General features: G+C 74.7%; 17 protein-coding genes. 11 read left to right on the top strand and 6 right to left on the bottom strand.

The features are described from left to right. Nucleotides 1–54: 54 nt before the first annotated feature. Nucleotides 55–687, bottom strand: coding sequence for a TIGR03085 family metal-binding protein (locus BGK67_RS10760; protein WP_069919866.1), 633 nt, complete (start codon nucleotides 685–687; stop codon nucleotides 55–57). A gap of 92 nt (nucleotides 688–779) precedes the next feature. Here BGK67_RS10760 and hisI point away from each other — a divergent pair, with 92 nt between their 5' ends. The 11 genes from hisI (at nucleotide 780) to lgt (ending at nucleotide 9,946) form a co-directional block, all read left to right on the top strand. Then, complete coding sequence (gene hisI / locus BGK67_RS10755; RefSeq protein ID WP_069923776.1) at nucleotides 780–1,148, top strand: phosphoribosyl-AMP cyclohydrolase; 369 nt, start codon at nucleotides 780–782, stop codon at nucleotides 1,146–1,148. A 15-nt stretch (nucleotides 1,149–1,163) separates the two neighbouring features. Next, complete coding sequence (locus BGK67_RS10750) at nucleotides 1,164–2,654, top strand: anthranilate synthase component I (protein ID WP_069919865.1); 1,491 nt, start codon at nucleotides 1,164–1,166, stop codon at nucleotides 2,652–2,654. A gap of 14 nt (nucleotides 2,655–2,668) precedes the next feature. Beyond that, entirely contained in the window at nucleotides 2,669–3,319 is a 651-nt protein-coding gene (locus tag BGK67_RS10745) for a TIGR02234 family membrane protein (RefSeq protein WP_069919864.1), read from the top strand. A 135-nt stretch (nucleotides 3,320–3,454) separates the two neighbouring features. After that, the gene (locus tag BGK67_RS10740; protein ID WP_069919863.1) at nucleotides 3,455–3,706 is read left to right on the top strand and encodes an HGxxPAAW family protein; all 252 of its coding nucleotides are present in this window, start codon (nucleotides 3,455–3,457) and stop codon (nucleotides 3,704–3,706) included. A gap of 52 nt (nucleotides 3,707–3,758) precedes the next feature. Beyond that, nucleotides 3,759–4,238 carry a DUF2752 domain-containing protein gene (locus BGK67_RS10735; protein ID WP_069919862.1) on the top strand — a complete coding sequence of 160 codons (480 nt, stop codon included), beginning with the start codon at nucleotides 3,759–3,761 and terminating at the stop codon, nucleotides 4,236–4,238. Between the two features lie 172 nt (nucleotides 4,239–4,410). Next, a complete protein-coding gene (gene trpC / locus BGK67_RS10730; protein WP_069919861.1) occupies nucleotides 4,411–5,220 on the top strand; it encodes an indole-3-glycerol phosphate synthase TrpC in 810 nt (269 codons plus the stop codon). Between the two features lie 8 nt (nucleotides 5,221–5,228). Then, on the top strand, nucleotides 5,229–5,441 hold the full coding sequence (gene trpM, locus BGK67_RS10725; protein WP_069919860.1) for a tryptophan biosynthesis modulator TrpM: 213 nt from the start codon (nucleotides 5,229–5,231) through the stop codon (nucleotides 5,439–5,441). 222 nt (nucleotides 5,442–5,663) lie between these two features. Then, nucleotides 5,664–6,935: a tryptophan synthase subunit beta gene (trpB, locus tag BGK67_RS10720; RefSeq protein WP_069919859.1), complete on the top strand. Its 1,272-nt coding sequence runs from the start codon at nucleotides 5,664–5,666 to the stop codon at nucleotides 6,933–6,935. Next, nucleotides 6,932–7,759 carry a tryptophan synthase subunit alpha gene (gene trpA / locus BGK67_RS10715; RefSeq protein WP_069919858.1) on the top strand — a complete coding sequence of 276 codons (828 nt, stop codon included), beginning with the start codon at nucleotides 6,932–6,934 and terminating at the stop codon, nucleotides 7,757–7,759. The genes trpB and trpA overlap by 4 nt, the downstream gene beginning before the upstream one ends. Before the next feature lie 95 nt (nucleotides 7,760–7,854). After that, complete coding sequence (locus tag BGK67_RS10710; RefSeq protein WP_079154584.1) at nucleotides 7,855–8,838, top strand: DsbA family protein; 984 nt, start codon at nucleotides 7,855–7,857, stop codon at nucleotides 8,836–8,838. A gap of 88 nt (nucleotides 8,839–8,926) precedes the next feature. Further along, nucleotides 8,927–9,946 carry a prolipoprotein diacylglyceryl transferase gene (lgt, locus tag BGK67_RS10705; RefSeq protein ID WP_069919857.1) on the top strand — a complete coding sequence of 340 codons (1,020 nt, stop codon included), beginning with the start codon at nucleotides 8,927–8,929 and terminating at the stop codon, nucleotides 9,944–9,946. A gap of 160 nt (nucleotides 9,947–10,106) precedes the next feature. Here lgt and BGK67_RS10700 read toward each other — a convergent pair whose 3' ends face one another. From BGK67_RS10700 to BGK67_RS10680, 5 genes are all read right to left on the bottom strand, one after another. Further along, nucleotides 10,107–10,922 carry an HpcH/HpaI aldolase/citrate lyase family protein gene (locus BGK67_RS10700; RefSeq protein WP_069919856.1) on the bottom strand — a complete coding sequence of 272 codons (816 nt, stop codon included), beginning with the start codon at nucleotides 10,920–10,922 and terminating at the stop codon, nucleotides 10,107–10,109. Next, nucleotides 10,919–12,094 (bottom strand): CaiB/BaiF CoA transferase family protein, encoded by a 1,176-nt coding sequence (locus BGK67_RS10695; RefSeq protein WP_069923774.1) that lies wholly within the window; start codon nucleotides 12,092–12,094, stop codon nucleotides 10,919–10,921. The genes BGK67_RS10700 and BGK67_RS10695 overlap by 4 nt, the downstream gene beginning before the upstream one ends. Before the next feature lie 275 nt (nucleotides 12,095–12,369). Next, entirely contained in the window at nucleotides 12,370–13,359 is a 990-nt protein-coding gene (rbsK, locus tag BGK67_RS10690) for a ribokinase (protein ID WP_069919855.1), read from the bottom strand. After that, nucleotides 13,356–15,260 (bottom strand): ADP-ribosylglycohydrolase family protein, encoded by a 1,905-nt coding sequence (locus BGK67_RS10685; RefSeq protein WP_432215434.1) that lies wholly within the window; start codon nucleotides 15,258–15,260, stop codon nucleotides 13,356–13,358. Before BGK67_RS10685 ends, rbsK begins: the two co-directional genes overlap by 4 nt. Beyond that, on the bottom strand, nucleotides 15,257–16,402 hold the full coding sequence (locus BGK67_RS10680; RefSeq protein WP_069919854.1) for an ADP-ribosylglycohydrolase family protein: 1,146 nt from the start codon (nucleotides 16,400–16,402) through the stop codon (nucleotides 15,257–15,259). Before BGK67_RS10680 ends, BGK67_RS10685 begins: the two co-directional genes overlap by 4 nt. Between the last annotated feature and the right edge of the window lies 1 nt (nucleotide 16,403).

Raw genomic sequence — 16,403 nt, 5'->3', positions numbered from 1 at the left:
GCGAAGCCGTCCGAGGCGCGGGGGACGGGGGGATTCCGCGGGCGGCCCGCGGGATCAGATGCCCAGCTTGGCCGTCGTCAGCTTCGCGACGGCCTCCTTCTCGCCGTCCAGGGTGACCGCGGCGGCGTCCTGGCGGCCGAAGCAGAACAGGGTCAGCTCGCCCGGCTCGCCCGTCACCGTGACCACCGGGGCGCCCTTATGCGCCACCGCCGTCTGGCCGTTCGGGCGGCGCAGGACCAGGCCCACCGGCGAGCGGCGGCCCGTCAGGCGGGCCAGTTTCTCCAGCCGCGACCACAGGGAGTCCGAGAACACCGGGTCCAGCTCCCGCGGGGACCAGTCCGGCTGGGCCCGCCGGACGTCCTCCGCGTGCACGAAGAACTCCACCGCGTTGGCCGCCTCGTCGATCTGCTTCAGCGCGTACAGCGACATCTTCGGCGGGCCGGTGCGGATCAGCTGGATGAGCTCCTCGTACGGCTTGGCCGCGTACTCGGCCATCGCCGCGTCCAGGCGGTTCTTCAGCACGTTCAGCAGCAGGCCGCCCGCCGCGTCGGGGCGGCGCTCGCGCACCACCACGTGCGCCGCCAGTTCCCGGCAGGTCCAGCCGTCGCACAGCGTCGGCGCCTCCGGCCCGGCCGCCTCCAACAGGTCCGCCAGCAGCAGTCGTTCGCGCTTCGCATGGGTAGACATGCGGGCCAGCCTACGACCGGAACGCGGCGCGCGCCCGCCCATCAGGCGGACAGGGATCCGTGCCGGGCACCGCGGCCCGGCACAATGGCCCCATGAGTACGTCCCCCCGCCCCGGCAGCCTCGATCCCGCCGTCGCCGCACGCCTCAAGCGCTCCGCCGACGGCCTGGTGCCCGCCATCGCCCAGCAGTACGACACCGGTGAGGTGCTCATGCTCGGTTGGATGGACGACGAGGCCCTGCACCGCACCCTGACGACCGGCCGCTGCACCTACTGGTCCCGCAGCCGCCAGGAGTACTGGGTGAAGGGGGACACGTCCGGCCACTTCCAGCACGTGAAGTCCGTCGCCCTCGACTGCGACGCCGACACCGTGCTCGTCAAGGTCGACCAGGTCGGCGCCGCCTGCCACACCGGCGCCCGCACCTGCTTCGACGACGATGTCCTGCTCCGCGACGCCGACTAGGTAGGCCCCACGCACATGGATCTCGATACGTTCCGCAAGCTCGCGGCCGACCGCCGCGTCATCCCCGTGAGCCGCAGGCTGCTGGCCGACGGGGACACCCCCGTCGGGCTCTACCGCAAACTGGCCGCCGAACGCCCCGGCACCTTCCTGCTGGAGTCCGCCGAGAACGGCCGCTCCTGGTCCCGGTACTCCTTCGTCGGCGTACGCAGCGACGCCACCCTGACCGTCCGGGACGGCCTGGCGCACTGGATCGGCACCCCGCCCGTCGGCGTACCCACCACCGGCGACCCCCTGGAAGCGCTCCGCGCCACCGTCGAGGCCCTGCACACTCCCCGCGACCTCGCGGGCGGCATGCCGCCCTTCACCGGCGGGATGGTCGGCTACCTCGGCTACGACATCGTGCGCCGCCTCGAGCGCATCGGCGAGCACACGGCCGACGACCTGCGGCTGCCCGAGCTGACCATGCTGCTCACCTCCGACCTGGCGGTCATGGACCACTGGGACGGCACCGTCCTGCTCATCGCCAACGCGATCAACCACAACGACCTCGACACCGGCGTGGACGAGGCGTACGCCGACGCCGTCGCGCGCCTCGACGCCATGGAGGCGGACCTCGCCCGTCCCGCCCCGTACACCCCCACGCCGCTGCCCGCCTCCGAGCTCCCGCGGTTCTCCGCGCTGTGGGGCGGCGAGACGTACCAGGCGGCCGTCGAGGACATCAAGGAGCGCATCCGGGCCGGCGAGGCCTTCCAGGTGGTGCCCTCCCAGCGGTTCGAGACCCCCTGCGCGGCCTCCGCCCTGGACGTCTACCGGGTGCTGCGGGCCACCAACCCCTCCCCGTACATGTACCTCTTCCGCTTCGAGAACGGCTTCGACGTGGTCGGGTCCAGCCCCGAGGCGCTGGTCAAGGTCGAGGACGGGCGGGCCATGGTCCACCCCATCGCCGGCACCCGGCACCGCGGCGCCACCCCGCAGGAGGACCACGACCTGGCCGAGGAGCTGCTCGCCGACCCCAAGGAGCGCGCCGAGCACCTCATGCTCGTCGACCTGGGCCGCAACGACCTGGGCCGGGTCTGCGAGCCGGGCTCCGTCGAGGTCGTCGACTTCATGAGCATCGAGCGGTACTCGCACGTCATGCACATCGTGTCCACCGTCACCGGGCGGGTCGCCGAGGGCAGGACCGCCTTCGACGTGCTCACCGCCTGCTTCCCGGCGGGCACCCTCTCCGGCGCGCCCAAGCCCCGCGCCATGCAGATCATCGAGGAGCTGGAGCCCACCCGCCGCGGCCTGTACGGCGGATGCGTGGGCTACCTGGACTTCGCCGGCGACTCCGACACGGCCATCGCCATCCGCACCGCGCTGCTGCGCGACGGTACGGCGTACGTGCAGGCGGGCGCCGGGGTCGTGGCCGACTCGGTGCCCGAGCTGGAGGACAACGAGTGCCGCAACAAGGCGGCCGCCGTGCTGCGCGCGGTGGGAGCGGCGAACCGCCTCCACGGCTCCTGAGGGCGTAGGGGATAGTGGGGTACGTGAGTGCCGTACCCCCGCCCCCGCCCCCCGCCGGTGACGCAGCCGAGGCCCCCGAGAGCAGGAGCAGCCGCCGCAGCGTGGCCGTCGCCCTGCTGCTCGGCACCCTCGGCTCCACCGTCGTCCTGCTCGCCTCCGGCCGGGTCTGGGCCCGGGGCACGACCGCCCTCGGCGGCGATTCGCTCGAGCTGACCGCGGACGGGACGGCCGTCACCGGCCTCCCCGCGGCCCTGGCCATCGTCGGCCTCGCCGCCCTGGTCGCCGTGTTCGCCGTACGCGGCAGGAGCCGGCTGCTGGTGTCGGGGCTGCTGGCGCTCAGCGGACTGGGGGCCGCCCTGGCCGCGGTCCTCGCCGCCGACGGCCGCCGCGCCCTGCACGCGGAGGCCGCCCGTACGACCGCGGACACCGCCGCCCAGGTGGCGGGGCTGACCCAGACGGCGTGGCCGTACGTCACGGCCGCCGGGGCGGCCCTGATCCTGGCCGCCGGGCTGCTCGCCCTGCGCTTCGGCCGGGGCTGGCCCGCCATGGGCGGCCGCTACGAGCGCGACGGCGCCCCCCGCGGGCGCAAGCAGCCCGTGGTGGATCCGGACCGGCCGGAGGATCTGTGGAAGGCTCTGGACCGCGGCGAGGACCCGACCAACTGACTGACCCCCGTGGACGGCGGCCCGGCCCGGTGCGGGACAATGGGCACCGAGCGTTCGACCCACACCGTGACACACCACACCGTGACACACCGCGCGCTCGACAGAGCACCGCGACAGAGCAACGAGGAGCAACTCATGGCGGGCACAGACCACGGACACACCCCGGCCGCCTGGACCGGTGTCATCATCGCCTTCATCGGCTTCTGCATCTCCGGCGCCTTCATGGTGCTCGCGAACCCGCTCGGCTTCTGGGCCGGCCTGGTCGTGGTCGCGATCGGCGGCGTGGTCGGCATGGCGATGAAGGCGGCGGGCATGGGCGCGCCGAAGGCCGCCCACAAGGACCTCGCCGAGGTCATCGCAGCCTCCAAGGTCCCGGCCAAGGTCTGAGCGCGGCACGGAGGATCCGAAAGGCGCGGCCCGTCGGGCTGCGCCTTTTGTCATGACCGGGGAGGATCAGCTGGTGGACGCCTTTCGCACCCCCGACGCCGCGCCGCCGCAGGCCGGGCCCGCCGCGCCGCAGGCCCGGTCCCGGCGCCTGCGCGCACCGGCGCTCACCCTGGCCGCGGCCGTCGCGGCGTTTGCGTACGTAGGCACCGTGAACCCGAACGAACCGGGCCATTACCCGGTCTGCCCGCTGCTGCGGCTGACCGGAATCCTGTGCCCCGGCTGCGGCGGGCTGCGTAGCGCGTACGCGTTCGCCCATGGCGATCTGGTCGCGGCTTTCGGGGCAAATGCCCTCGCCGTCACGGGCTACTTCGTCTTCGCGGGGTACATGCTCCTGTGGCTGGTCCGCGCCGTTCGCGGCGGGCCGGCACCCCGCCTGGCCTTGCGCCCGCTGTACTGGTGGGGTGTCGGCGGGGCGGCCCTGGTCTTCGCCGTTGTCCGAAATCTTTCTTTCGGCTCCGCACTGGCCCCGTGAGGCCCTTACGGGGCCTGGATGAAGCCCCGATTCCGGATGTCCAGTTACTGGGACGGCGTCAACCGCGTGCGGAGGGCGAGGCCTCCTGCGGATACCATTTGATTGCTGACCTTGCAGTTGTACGTGTCTGCAAGGCGGCCGACCGTCATCGACCCGGAAGGGGGCCGCTCGCGTGAGTGTGCTCGACGAGATCATCGAAGGGGTCCGCGAAGACCTTGCCGAACGGCAGTCCCGCGTGAGCCTCGACGAGCTCAAGGAGCGTGCCGCCAAGGCGCCCCAGGCCAAGGACGGCGTCGCCGCACTGCGCGGTGACAGCGTCAAGGTGATCTGCGAGGTCAAGCGCTCCAGCCCGTCCAAGGGCGCGCTGGCCGCGATCGCCGATCCGGCCGGGCTCGCCGCCGACTACGAGGCGGGCGGTGCGGCGGTCATCTCCGTCCTCACCGAGCAGCGCCGCTTCGGTGGCTCGCTGGCCGACCTGGAGGCCGTCCGCGCCCGCGTGGACATCCCGATCCTGCGCAAGGACTTCATCGTCACGGCGTACCAGCTGTGGGAGGCCCGGGCCTACGGCGCCGACCTCGTGCTGCTGATCGTCGCGGCCCTGGAGCAGGAGGCCCTCGTCTCCCTCATCGAGCGGGCCGAGTCCATCGGCCTCACCCCGCTCGTCGAGGTCCACGACGAGGAGGAAGTGGAGCGCGCCGTCGCCGCCGGCGCCAAGATCATCGGCGTCAACGCGCGCAACCTCAAGGACCTCAAGGTCGACCGCTCCACCTTCGAGCGCGTCGCCCCCGAGATCCCGGCCCACATCGTCAAGATCGCCGAATCCGGCGTCCGCGGTCCGCACGACCTCATCGCCTACGCCAACGAGGGCGCCGACGCCGTCCTGGTCGGAGAGTCCCTGGTGACCGGCCGCGACCCGAAGGCGGCCGTGGCCGACCTCGTCGCCGCCGGCGCCCACCCCGCCCTGCGCCACGGGCGGAGCTGACCGTTCCCATGGCCCGCCACCGCCCCTCCGCCGACACCCGACCCGGCCGCCCCGGCCTGGTCGGCGTGCCGACGGCACACGCGCCCCTGGCGCGCGGCTGCCGCCCCCGCGGCTGCCGCGCCCCGGCCCGGCGCGTGCACGGGCGGCGGGTCCGGTACGTGATCGGCTCGGAGCCCGGCCAGGTCAACGGCATGCGATGGCGCCGCGGAGACGCGCCGTAACGAGGGCCCCGAAGCGGGCGGTACGAGACGTACCGTGCCGCGTCGCGGTGGTCCCGTCCGGCCCCCTCCCGGGCCCGCTGGCTCCGGGTGGCGGTTCTCCGTCCAGAAGGCAGCGCGATCCCGCCGACCCCCTCGTGGGGCGGGTGCGGTGCGCGTGTCGCGGACGGGCGGCGCAATACGGTGAAAACCACTCGTCGCATCCGTTCCCGTAGGAGCACTGGCATGTCCAGCCAATTCTTCATCCCGGACCCCGAGGGTCACGTTCCGAACGCCGAGGGCTACTTCGGCGACTTCGGCGGCAAGTTCATCCCGGAGGCGCTCGTCGCCGCCGTCGACGAGGTCGCGGTCGAGTACGAGAAGGCCAAGGGCGACCCGGCCTTCGCGGCCGAGCTGGGCGACCTCATGGTCAACTACACCGGCCGGCCCAGCGCCCTCACCGAGGTCCCCCGGTTCGCCGAGCACGCCGGCGGGGCGCGGATCTTCCTCAAGCGCGAGGACCTCAACCACACCGGCTCACACAAGATCAACAATGTGCTGGGCCAGGCGCTGCTCACCAAGCGCATGGGCAAGACCCGCGTCATCGCCGAGACCGGCGCCGGCCAGCACGGCGTGGCCACCGCCACCGCCTGCGCGCTCTTCGGCCTCGAGTGCACCGTCTACATGGGCGAGATCGACACCCGGCGCCAGGCCCTGAACGTGGCCCGGATGCGGATGCTGGGCGCCGAGGTCATCGCCGTGAAGTCCGGCTCCCGGACCCTGAAGGACGCCATCAACGAGGCGTTCCGCGACTGGGTCGCCAACGTGGACCGCACCCACTACCTCTTCGGCACCGTCGCCGGCCCGCATCCCTTCCCGGCCATGGTCCGCGACTTCCACCGGGTGATCGGCGTCGAGGCCCGCCGCCAGATCGTCGAGCGCGCCGGCCGGCTGCCCGACGCGGTCGCGGCCTGCGTCGGCGGCGGCTCCAACGCCATCGGCCTCTTCCACGCCTTCATCCCCGACGCGGAGGTCCGCCTGGTCGGCTTCGAGCCCGCCGGGCACGGCGTCGAGACCGGCGAGCACGCCGCCACGCTGACCGCGGGCGAGCCCGGGATCCTGCACGGCTCCCGCTCGTACGTCCTCCAGGACGAGGAGGGCCAGATCACCGAGCCGTACTCCATCTCGGCCGGCCTGGACTACCCGGGCATCGGCCCGGAGCACTCGTACCTCAAGGACACCGGCCGCGGCGAGTACCGCGCGGTCACCGACGACGCCGCGATGCAGGCCCTGCGCCTGCTCTCGCGCACCGAGGGGATCATCCCGGCGATCGAGTCGGCGCACGCCCTGGCCGGCGCCCTCGACCTGGGCAAGGAGCTGGGCAAGGACGGGCTGATCGTGGTCAACCTGTCCGGCCGCGGCGACAAGGACATGGACACGGCCGCCCGCTACTTCGGGCTGTACGCCACCGACGGTGAAGTCGCCGGCAACGAGTTCTCCGAGGGGGACGACAAGTGAGCTCCACGCACGGGCGCGGCAACATCGAGCTGCTGAGCGCCACCCTCGCCAAGGCGAAGTCCGAGGACCGCGCGGCCCTCGTCGCCTACCTCCCCGCGGGCTTCCCGACCGTCGACGGCGGCGTCGAGGCGGTCAAGGCCGTCATCGCCGGCGGCGCGGACGTCGTCGAGATCGGCCTGCCCCACAGCGACCCGGTCCTCGACGGGCCGGTCATCCAGACCGCCGACGACATCGCCCTGCGCGGCGGAGTCAAGATCGCCGACGTGATCCGGACGGTCCGCGAGGCGCACGAGGCCACCGGGGCCCCGGTCCTGGTCATGACGTACTGGAACCCCATCGACCGGTACGGCGTCGAGCGGTTCACCGCCGAGCTGGCGGCGGCGGGCGGCGCCGGCTGCATCCTGCCCGACCTGCCGGTCCAGGAGTCCGCGCTGTGGCGCGAGCACGCCGGCAAGCACGGTCTGGCGACCGTCTTCGTCGTCGCCCCCAGCAGCAGGGACGAACGGCTGGCCACCATCACGGCGGCCGGTTCCGGCTTCGTCTACGCGGCCTCCCTGATGGGCGTCACCGGCACCCGCGCCTCGGTCGGCGCAGAGGCGAAGGAGCTGGTCGGGCGGACCCGCAAGACCACCGACCTGCCGGTGTGCGTGGGCCTGGGCGTCTCCAACCCCGAGCAGGCCAGGGAAGTGGCCGGCTTCGCGGACGGCGTGATCGTCGGATCGGCCTTCGTCAAGCTGCTGCTGGACGCGCCGGACCTGCCGGCCGGGCTGGCCGCCGTACGGTCGCTTGCGGGCGAGCTTGCGGAAGGCGTACGCAGGAGCTGACGGAAAGCGCACATCCGAACGGGTTCTGTAGCCCGATCGGGTGGAAGTGGGAGCGGGGAGGCACGCGAGTGCCTCCCCGCTTCGTTTGGCCGAACGTGAGCGAGAAGAACGACGGTGCGAACCGCGATGCGACGAAACGATCGGCCCGCGAGCGACTCCAGGCGGAGCGCGACCGGCAGAAGGCCCGGGACAGGCGTCGGCGGACGCTCATCGTGTCGGCGGCGGTGGTCGGCGTACTCGGCCTGGCCGCCGTCGTCGGTCTGATCGCGGCCAACACCGGCAAGGACGGCGGCGGAAAGGCGGGACCGGTGGTCGCGCCCTCCGGAGCCACCGGCAAGGACGCGCTGGCCATCCGGACGGGCAGGGACGAGGCCAAGTCCACCCTCACCGTGTGGGAGGACGTCCGCTGCCCCGCCTGCAAGGCCTTCGAGGACAGCTACCGGGACACCATCCACGACCTCGAGGCCAAGGGGCTGCTCAAGGTGGACTACCACCTGGTCACGCTCATCGACGGGAACATGGGCGGCAGCGGCTCGCTGAAGGGCGCGAACGCGGCCGCCTGCGCGCAGGACGCCGGCAAGTTCGCGGCCTACCACGACCTCCTCTTCCAGCAGCAGCCCGAGGAGGTGGACGACGCCTACGGCAAGAACGCGAAGCTGCTGGAACTGGCCGGCCAGGTGGACGGGCTGGACACCCCCGCCTTCCGCAAGTGCGTCGAGGACGGCACGCACAACAGCTGGGTGGGCAAGGCCCACGAGGCCTTCCGCGCCGGAAACTTCCGGGGCACGCCGACCGTGCTGCTGAACGGCAAGGACGTCTTCTCGGACAAGGCCGACCCGCTGACCCCGCAGAAGCTGAAGGAGCGGGTGGAGGCGGCGGCCGGGGCCTCCGGCGGGAGCGGCGGCAAGGCGGGGGACGGGAAGGCGGGGAGCAAGGCCTCGCCGTCGGCGGGTGCGACGTCCGGGGCCACCCCGGGCGCGACTCCCGGGGCGAAGGCCACACGGGCGTCGGGGTCGGGGTCGGCAGGGCCGTCGAAGTCGCCTGCGAACAGCGGTCCGGACGGGGCCTCGGGGAACTGAGCGAGGCCCGTGCCGTGTGTTGATTCGGTATCGGCTTGCCGGGCGGGTTGCGGTGTGCACCGCCCGGCAGGGTAGCGTCGGGTCTGCCATGGACCTTGCTTACATTCCCAGTCCGTCGACCGGCGTGATCCATCTCGGACCGATCCCGCTCCGCGGCTACGCGTTCTGCATCATCATCGGCGTCTTCGTCGCTGTCTGGCTCGGCAACAAGCGGTGGGTCGCGCGCGGCGGGAAGCCGGGCACGGTCGCGGACATCGCCGTGTGGGCGGTGCCGTTCGGCCTGGTCGGCGGTCGCCTCTACCACGTGATCACCGACTACCAGCTCTACTTCGGCGAGGGCCGCAACTGGGTCGACGCCTTCAAGATCTGGGAGGGCGGCCTCGGCATCTGGGGGGCGATCGCGCTCGGCGCGGTGGGCGCCTGGATCGGCTGCCGGCTCCGCGGCATCCCGCTGCCGGCCTGGGCGGACGCCCTCGCCCCGGGCATCGCGCTGGCCCAGGCCTGCGGGCGCTGGGGCAACTGGTTCAACCAGGAGCTGTACGGCCGGGCCACCGACCTGCCGTGGGCGGTGGAGATCAGCGCGGGCCCGAACCGGGACGCCGGCACCTACCACCCGACCTTCCTGTACGAGTCGCTGTGGTGCATCGGCGTCGCGGTCCTGGTCATCTGGGCCGACCGCCGCTTCAAGCTCGGGCACGGTCGGGCGTTCGCCCTGTACGTGGCCGCGTACTGCGCCGGGCGCGTCTGGATCGAGTACATGCGCGTCGACGAGGCGCACCACATCCTGGGCCTGCGGCTGAACGTGTGGACCTCGATCGTGGTCTTCGTCCTGGCCGTCGTCTACTTCGTCCTGTCGGCGAAGCTGCGGCCGGGCCGCGAGGAAGTCGTCGAGCCGGACCGCTCCGGCGCCGAGGGCGAGAAGAAGGCCCCGGCTCCGGCCGGCGCGGACGCCGCCGTCGAGGCGAAGGACGCCGAGGACAAGCCCTCGGACCCCGCCGAGGCCCCGGCGAAGCCGACCGTACTGACGAAGCCCGAGCCGACCGCCACCGCCACCGCTCCGTCCGCGGAGCCGGACGCGGCCGAGGCCCCGGAGGCCAAGAAACTCTGACCGCAACGGTCGTACGGGGGGTCGCGCACCGCGCGGCCCCCCGTTTCCGTGTCCGGCCGGGGCTGCCGGGGCAGGCCTGCCGGCCACCGACATCGTCCGGCCGTCCGCGTGGCCGGTCGCCCGTGGTCACCGCCCGCCCATCGTCACCGCCCGGCCGTGGTCACCGTCCGGCCGTCCGCGTGGCGAGGGCGAGGGTGCGGTGGGCGGCCGCCACCACCGCCGGGTCGACGAAGCGCCCGTCCGGCAGCGCCAGCGCCCCCGGAGTGGCCCGGGCCGCCGTCAACACCTCCTCCGCCGCGGCCACCTCCGCGGGCGCCGGCAGGTACGCCCGCTCGATCACCGGCAACTGCCGCGGATGGATCGCCGCCCGGCCGAGGAAGCCGAGCTCCCGGCCGCGCGCGCAGGAGACGGCCAGCGCCTCCAGGTCCCGGATGTCCGGGAACACCGACTGGGCCGGGGGCGCCAGCCCGGCCGCGCGGGCCGCCACCACCACCCGGGACCGGCACCAGTCCAGGCCCGGCTCCGCACTGACGGCCAGGTCGGCCCGCAGGTCGGCCTCGCCGAGGGAGAGCCCGCGCAGCGCGGGGTGCGCGCGGGCGATCTCGTAGGCGCGTTCCACGCCCAGCGCCGATTCGAGCAGGGCGTGCAGCCCGACCCCGCCGGTGCGGTCGGCGGCGGCGACGACCTGCTCGGGGGCGCTGATCTTGGGCAGCCGCAGACCGGCGAGGCCGTGCAGTCCGCCGAGAGCGGTCAGGTCGGCCCCGCCCCAGGGGGAGTCGAGCGCGTTGACGCGGACGTGGACGGGCAGCGGGGGCCGCTCGCGCAGGAGCTCGGCGGTGGCGGCGCGGGCGTACTCCTTGCGGGAGGCCGGTACCGCGTCCTCCAGGTCCACGATGACCGCGTCGGCCCCGCAGCCGAGGGCCTTGGCCACCACCGCGGGGCGGTCGCCGGGCGCGTACAGCCAGGTCAGGATCACAGTGCCCCCTCCGTGCGCAGCGCGCTGATCTCGGCTCCGGTCAGGCCCAGCTCGGTCAGCACCTCGTCGGTGTCCGCGCCGTGCGGCCGGCCGGCCCAGCGGATCCCGCCGGGGGTCTCGGAGAGCCGGAAGAGGATGTTCTGCATCCGCAGCGTGCCGAGCTCCGGGTCCTCGATCTCGGTGACCGTGTCCAGGGCGGCGAACTGCGGGTCCTCCATCACGTCCCGGACGTCGTAGACCAGAGCGACGGCCGCCTGCGCCTCCTCGAAGGCCGCGACCACCTCTTCCGCCTTGTGGCGGGCGATCCAGCCGCCGACCGCCTCGTCCAGGACGTGGGTGTGAACGGCCCGCCCCGAACCCGTGGCGAACCAGGGTTCGGCGATCAGCTCCGGCCGGCCGACCAGGCGCAGCACCCGCTCGGCGATGGACTGGGCGGAGGCGGAGACCGCCAGCCAGCGGCCGTCCGCGCTGCGGTAGGTGTTGCGGGGGGCGTTGTTGGTGGAGCGGTTCCCGGTGCGCGGCTGCACGTAGCCGAGCTGGTCGTACCAGAGGGGGTGCGGGCCGAGCACCGTCAGGATCGGCTCGATGATGGCCAGGTCCACGACTTGGCCGTGGCCGGTGCGGTCGCGGCCCGCGAGGGCGGTCATCACCGCGTAGGCGCAGGTCAGCGCGGCGATCGAGTCCGCGAGCCCGAAGGGCGGCAGGGTCGGCGGCCCGCCGGGCTCGCCGGTGATCGCCGCGAAGCCGCTCATGGCCTCGGCGAGGGTGCCGAAGCCGGGGCGGTGGGCGTAGGGGCCCTGCTGGCCGAAGGCCGTGACCCGGGCCAGCACCAGGCGAGGGTTGACGGCCGACAGCTCCTCCCAGCCCAGCCCCCACCTCTCCAGGGTGCCGGGCCGGAAGTTCTCCACGACCACGTCCGCGGTGGCGGCCAGCCGCAGCAGGGTGTCGCGGCCGCCGGCGGTGGACAGGTCGAGGGTGATCGTCCGCTTGTTCCGGCCGAGCAGCTTCCACCACAGGCCGACCCCGTCCTTGGCGGGGCCGTGGCCGCGGGAGGGGTCGGGGCGGCCGGGGTGTTCGACCTTGACGACCTCGGCTCCGAAGTCGCCGAGCAGGGTGGCGGCCAGCGGCCCGGCGAACAGGGTGGCGAGGTCGAGCACCCGGAGCCCTTGCAGGGGCCCGTGCCCTTGCCCTGGCCGGGCGCCGGCGGTGACGGGCTCGTCCCCCGGGCCGGGGACGGGCAGGACCGGCCCGGGTTCGGCTGTCCCGTGGGTGTCCCGGCCGTGTGCCTCGGCGGTGGGAGGGCGGGGTCCGGGGCCCGGCACCGTGCCCGGCGCCGCGTCGGGGCGTACGGGGTGGCTCCCGGTGTGGGTTCGGGCCGCGCCGGGCCGCATGGGGCGGGTTGGGGCTGCGTCGGGGTTCACGGGGCGGGTTGGGGCTGCGTCGGGGTTCACGAGGGGGCTCCCGGGGTGGCTTCGGGGCCGTTCCCGGGTGCGCGGGCCGGGCCGGGGGCGGGTTCGGGGGCCCGCGCCGTCCTCGTGTCCCGCCCGGCCAGGGCAAGGGCGTCGGTCTCGGCGCGGGTCGGCATCGAGTCCTGGGCGCCGGGCCGCTGCACGGAGAGCGCCGCCGCCGCGGAGGCCCAGCGCAGCGCCTCGGGCATCGGGCGGCCCTCGCCGAGGGCCACGGCGAGGGCGCCGACGAAGGTGTCCCCTGCGGCGGTGGTGTCCACGGCCCGGACCCGGGGCGCGGGCACGGACAGGGGCTCGCGGCCGCGGGCGGCGTACAGCACCCCGGCCGCGCCGAGGGTGACCACCACCTCGGGTACGGCCTCCAGCAGGGCCGCCGCGCACCGGCCCGGGTCGGTGAGCCCGGTGAGGGCGGCCGCCTCGTGCTCGTTGGGCACCAACAGATCGGTGGCGGCGAGGAGTTCGCCGGGCAGCGTCTGGGCGGGGGCCGGGGTGAGCACCGTACGGACACCGTGCGCGCGGGCGGCGCGGGCGCCGGCGAGGACGGCCTCCAGGGGGAGCTCGAGCTGCAGGAGCAGGGCGTCGGCGGCGGCGATCCGGGTCTCGTCACCCGCCTCCAGGCCGGTGACGCGGGCGTTGGCGCCGGGGATGACGATGATGCTGTTGCCGCCCTCGTCGTCCACCGTGATGTGGGCGGTGCCGCTGGCGCCCTCGGCGGTGCGCAGGCCCGCGGTGTCGATGCCGTCGGCGGTGAGCGCGGAGCGCAGCCGTACGCCGAACTCGTCGGCCCCGACCGCGCCGATCATCACCACCCGCGCGCCGCAGCGGGCGGCGGCGACGGCCTGGTTGGCACCCTTGCCGCCGGGGACGGTGCGGAAGGCGCGGCCGGTGACGGTCTCCCCGAGGCGGGGGGCCTTGGGTACGTAGGCGACGAGGTCCATGTTCGTACTGCCGAGCACGGCGATGGCCGTCATGAGCGTGCTGCCTCCTGTGCGGTGAGCCGGTGGGTGAGGTGGGCGAGGGTGTCGAAGCCGATGCCGTCGAAGCCGGGTACGGAGGTGGCGAGGCGGTTTTGCAGGGGCGCGGCCCAGCGGTGCGGGACCTCTCCGGTGATCAGCGCGCAGAGGGCTCCGGCGGTGGCGCCGTTGGAGTCGGTGTCCCAACCGCCGGACACCGTACGGCAGATGGAGCGGGTGAAGTCGCCGTCGGCGTGGGTGAGGGCGGCGGCGATCAGGGCGGTGTTGGGGACGGCGTGCACCCAGTGGTAGTGGCCGTAGCGGGCGTGCAGGCGGTCGACGACGCGGTCGAAGTCGGCCTCCTCGTGCGCGGCCCGGATCCCGGAGCGGACGGCCTCGGCGAGGCGGGAGCGGGGCGGTACGACGGCCAGCCCGGCCCGCAGCGCGGTGTGCACGTCGGCCCGGCCGGTGGCGGCGGTGGCGGTGGCGGCGGCGACGAAGAGGGCCGCGTAGACGCCGTTGCCGGTGTGGGTGAGGGCGGCGTCGCGGTAGGCCTGGGCCGCGGCGGCGGCCGGGTCGCCGGGGTTGGTCCAGCCGTGGACGTCGGCGCGGATGAGGGCGCCGATCCACTCGCGGAACGGGTTGTGGTGGGTGGCGGTGGCGGGCGGCTCCAGCCCGAGGAGGAGGTTGCGGTAGGCGACGCGCTCGGCGGTGAAGGTCCGCCCCGCGGGCAGCTCGTCGAGCCAGAGGCGGGCGACGTCGGCGGTGGTGAAGTCCCTGCCGTGCCGCTGGAGCAGGAGCAGGCCGAGGAGGGGGTAGTTGAGGTCGTCGTCCTCGGGCATGCCGTCGATGTTCTCGGCGAGGGAGGTGGGGGCGGAGCGGCGGTTCCAGGGGTGGGCGGCCAGCAGCTCGGGCGGGACCCCGCGGGCGGTGAACCAGTCGTCCAGGGGCCAGTTCCCGGCGGCCCGGGCCAGTGCCCGGATCCCGGCGAGGGGCAGCTTCTCGACGGGCTTCCCGAGCAGACACCCGACGGCCCGCCCCACCCACGCGGCCTCCAGCCTGCGGCGCAGCGCGACGTCGTGCCGGGGCTCGCGGGCGCCTGCCGAACCGACGGCCTCCGACCCGGTTCCGCGACGCTGGGGCTCCGCCTGCGGGCCGGTCCCGCCGCGATCGGGCTCCGGCCCCGGGTCGGGCTCGGCGCAGGGGTTGGCGGGACGATCCGCCGCCGCGCGGGCGGGCGCCGCGGCCGGCTCCGCCGGGGGGCGGGCGGGGTCGTCGTGGGGCGGCCGGGTGGGGCGGGCCCGGCCGGGGGCGGGCCGCGGCGGGAGCGGGGGCTCGGCGGGGGCGGGCGGGGGCCAGGTGGTGCGGATGGCGTGCCAGGACAGCGGTTCGTCGGCGGCCGTGGGGGAGGGGAGGGCGGCGAGCTCGTCCAGCAGGCGCGTGGCCAGCGCGCGGAGTTCCGGCGGAGCCGGGGCCGGGGACGCACCGGCACGGGCCGGGGCCGGGTGGCCGCCCGCGGCCAGCCACGCCCGCAGCACGGGTCCGGCGTCCCGGCCGTCCTCGGCCGCCTGACGGAGCTCGTGCCCGATGAGGTCCTCGGGCTGTGCCCAGGTGACCCGCACCCGCGCGGCCGCCGCCGCGCTTCCTCCGTCCGGCTGGGCCGTGGGCAGGCGGGGCGGATCGTCCTCGGGGGATGGAGGGTGGTCGGGGCGGCCGGGCCGGGCCGGTTCGGGCGTGGGCCGGCTGTCGGCGGGCGGCGGGCTCGCCGGGGGCGTGGTGTGGGGGCCTGTCCGGTCGGTGTCCGTACGGGACGGGTCGTCCCCCGGTGCCGGGGAGTGGACGAGGCCCCGCGGCTGCGGGCGGGCGGGGTCCGGTGCGGTGTTCGGGGGCTTCGCCCTGGGCGTGGGGGGCCGGCTCATCGGGGGGGGGTGAGGGTGGCGAAGGCCGACTCGTGGGTGCGGCGGCGGGCGCGGTCCAGGGCGAAGACCTCGCGCGCCACGGCGGCCAGCGCCCCGGCGGGGGCGTGCAGGTCCAGGCGGCTGGCCTCGGCGACCTGCTTGGACCAGGCGGCCGGGATCACCGGCTCGCCGCCCATGGCCCCGGCGATCGCCCCGGCCATGGTGGCGATGGAGTCGCAGTCCCGGCCGTAGTTGACCGCGCCGAGCACGGAGGTCTCGTAGGCCCCGTCCGCGACCAGCAGCATCCCGAGCGCGATCGGGAGCTCCTCGATGGAGTGCAGGCGGGAGGGGCGCCGCGCGCCGAGGGAGGGGGCGCGGTAGTCGGGGCCCACCGTGTCGTACGGGGCGACCGCCGCCCGCAGCGGGGCCAGCGCCGACTCGAAGTCCCGGTGCCGGGAGGCGACTTCCGCGACGGCGGCGATGGCCGCCCGGGTGCCGTCCTTGGCCAGGCCGAGCACGGTGTCCACCACGGACCCGGCCGTAGCCCCCGGCAGGCACGCGGCCGCCACCGCCGCCGCGAACACACCGGCCGCCTCCCGCCCGTACGAGGACTGGTGCGCCCCGGCGATGTCCAGGGCCTCCGCGTACGCGCCCGCCGGGTTGCCCGCGTTGACGATGCCGACGGGGGCCATGTACATCGCCGCACCGCAGTTGACGATGTTGCCGCTGCCGGCCTCGCGCGGGTCGACGTGGGCGTAGTGCAGCCGGGTCACGATCCACTTCTCGGCGAGGAAGATCCGCTGGAGCGGCAGGGCTTCGGCCTCCAGCTCCGGGATCCACCGCGGGTTGGTCATCAGGTCCGGCACCAGGTGCTCGGCGACCGCGTAGGCGTCGAGGTGGTCCCGTACCGCCTCGTAGACGCGCACCAGGGCGTGCGTCATGAGGGTGTCGTCGGTGACGTGCCCGTCTCCCTTGTGGTACGGGGCGATCGGGCGGGCCGTGCGCCAGTCCTCGTGCCAGGGGCCGACGATGCCGTGCACCCGGCCGCCGTGCCGTTCCACGATCTGGTCGGGGCTCCAGCCCTCCACCGGACCGCCGAGCGCGTCGCCGACGGCGGCCCCGACGAGAGCGCCTGCGGCCCTTTCCTCCAACGTGAGCGTCATG

The sequence above is a fragment of the Streptomyces subrutilus genome (assembly GCF_001746425.1).
Lineage (GTDB): Bacteria > Actinomycetota > Actinomycetes > Streptomycetales > Streptomycetaceae > Streptomyces > Streptomyces subrutilus_A.
The sequence above is the reverse complement of the archived record's forward strand: the minus strand, read 5'-3'. Positions and strand labels throughout refer to the sequence as shown.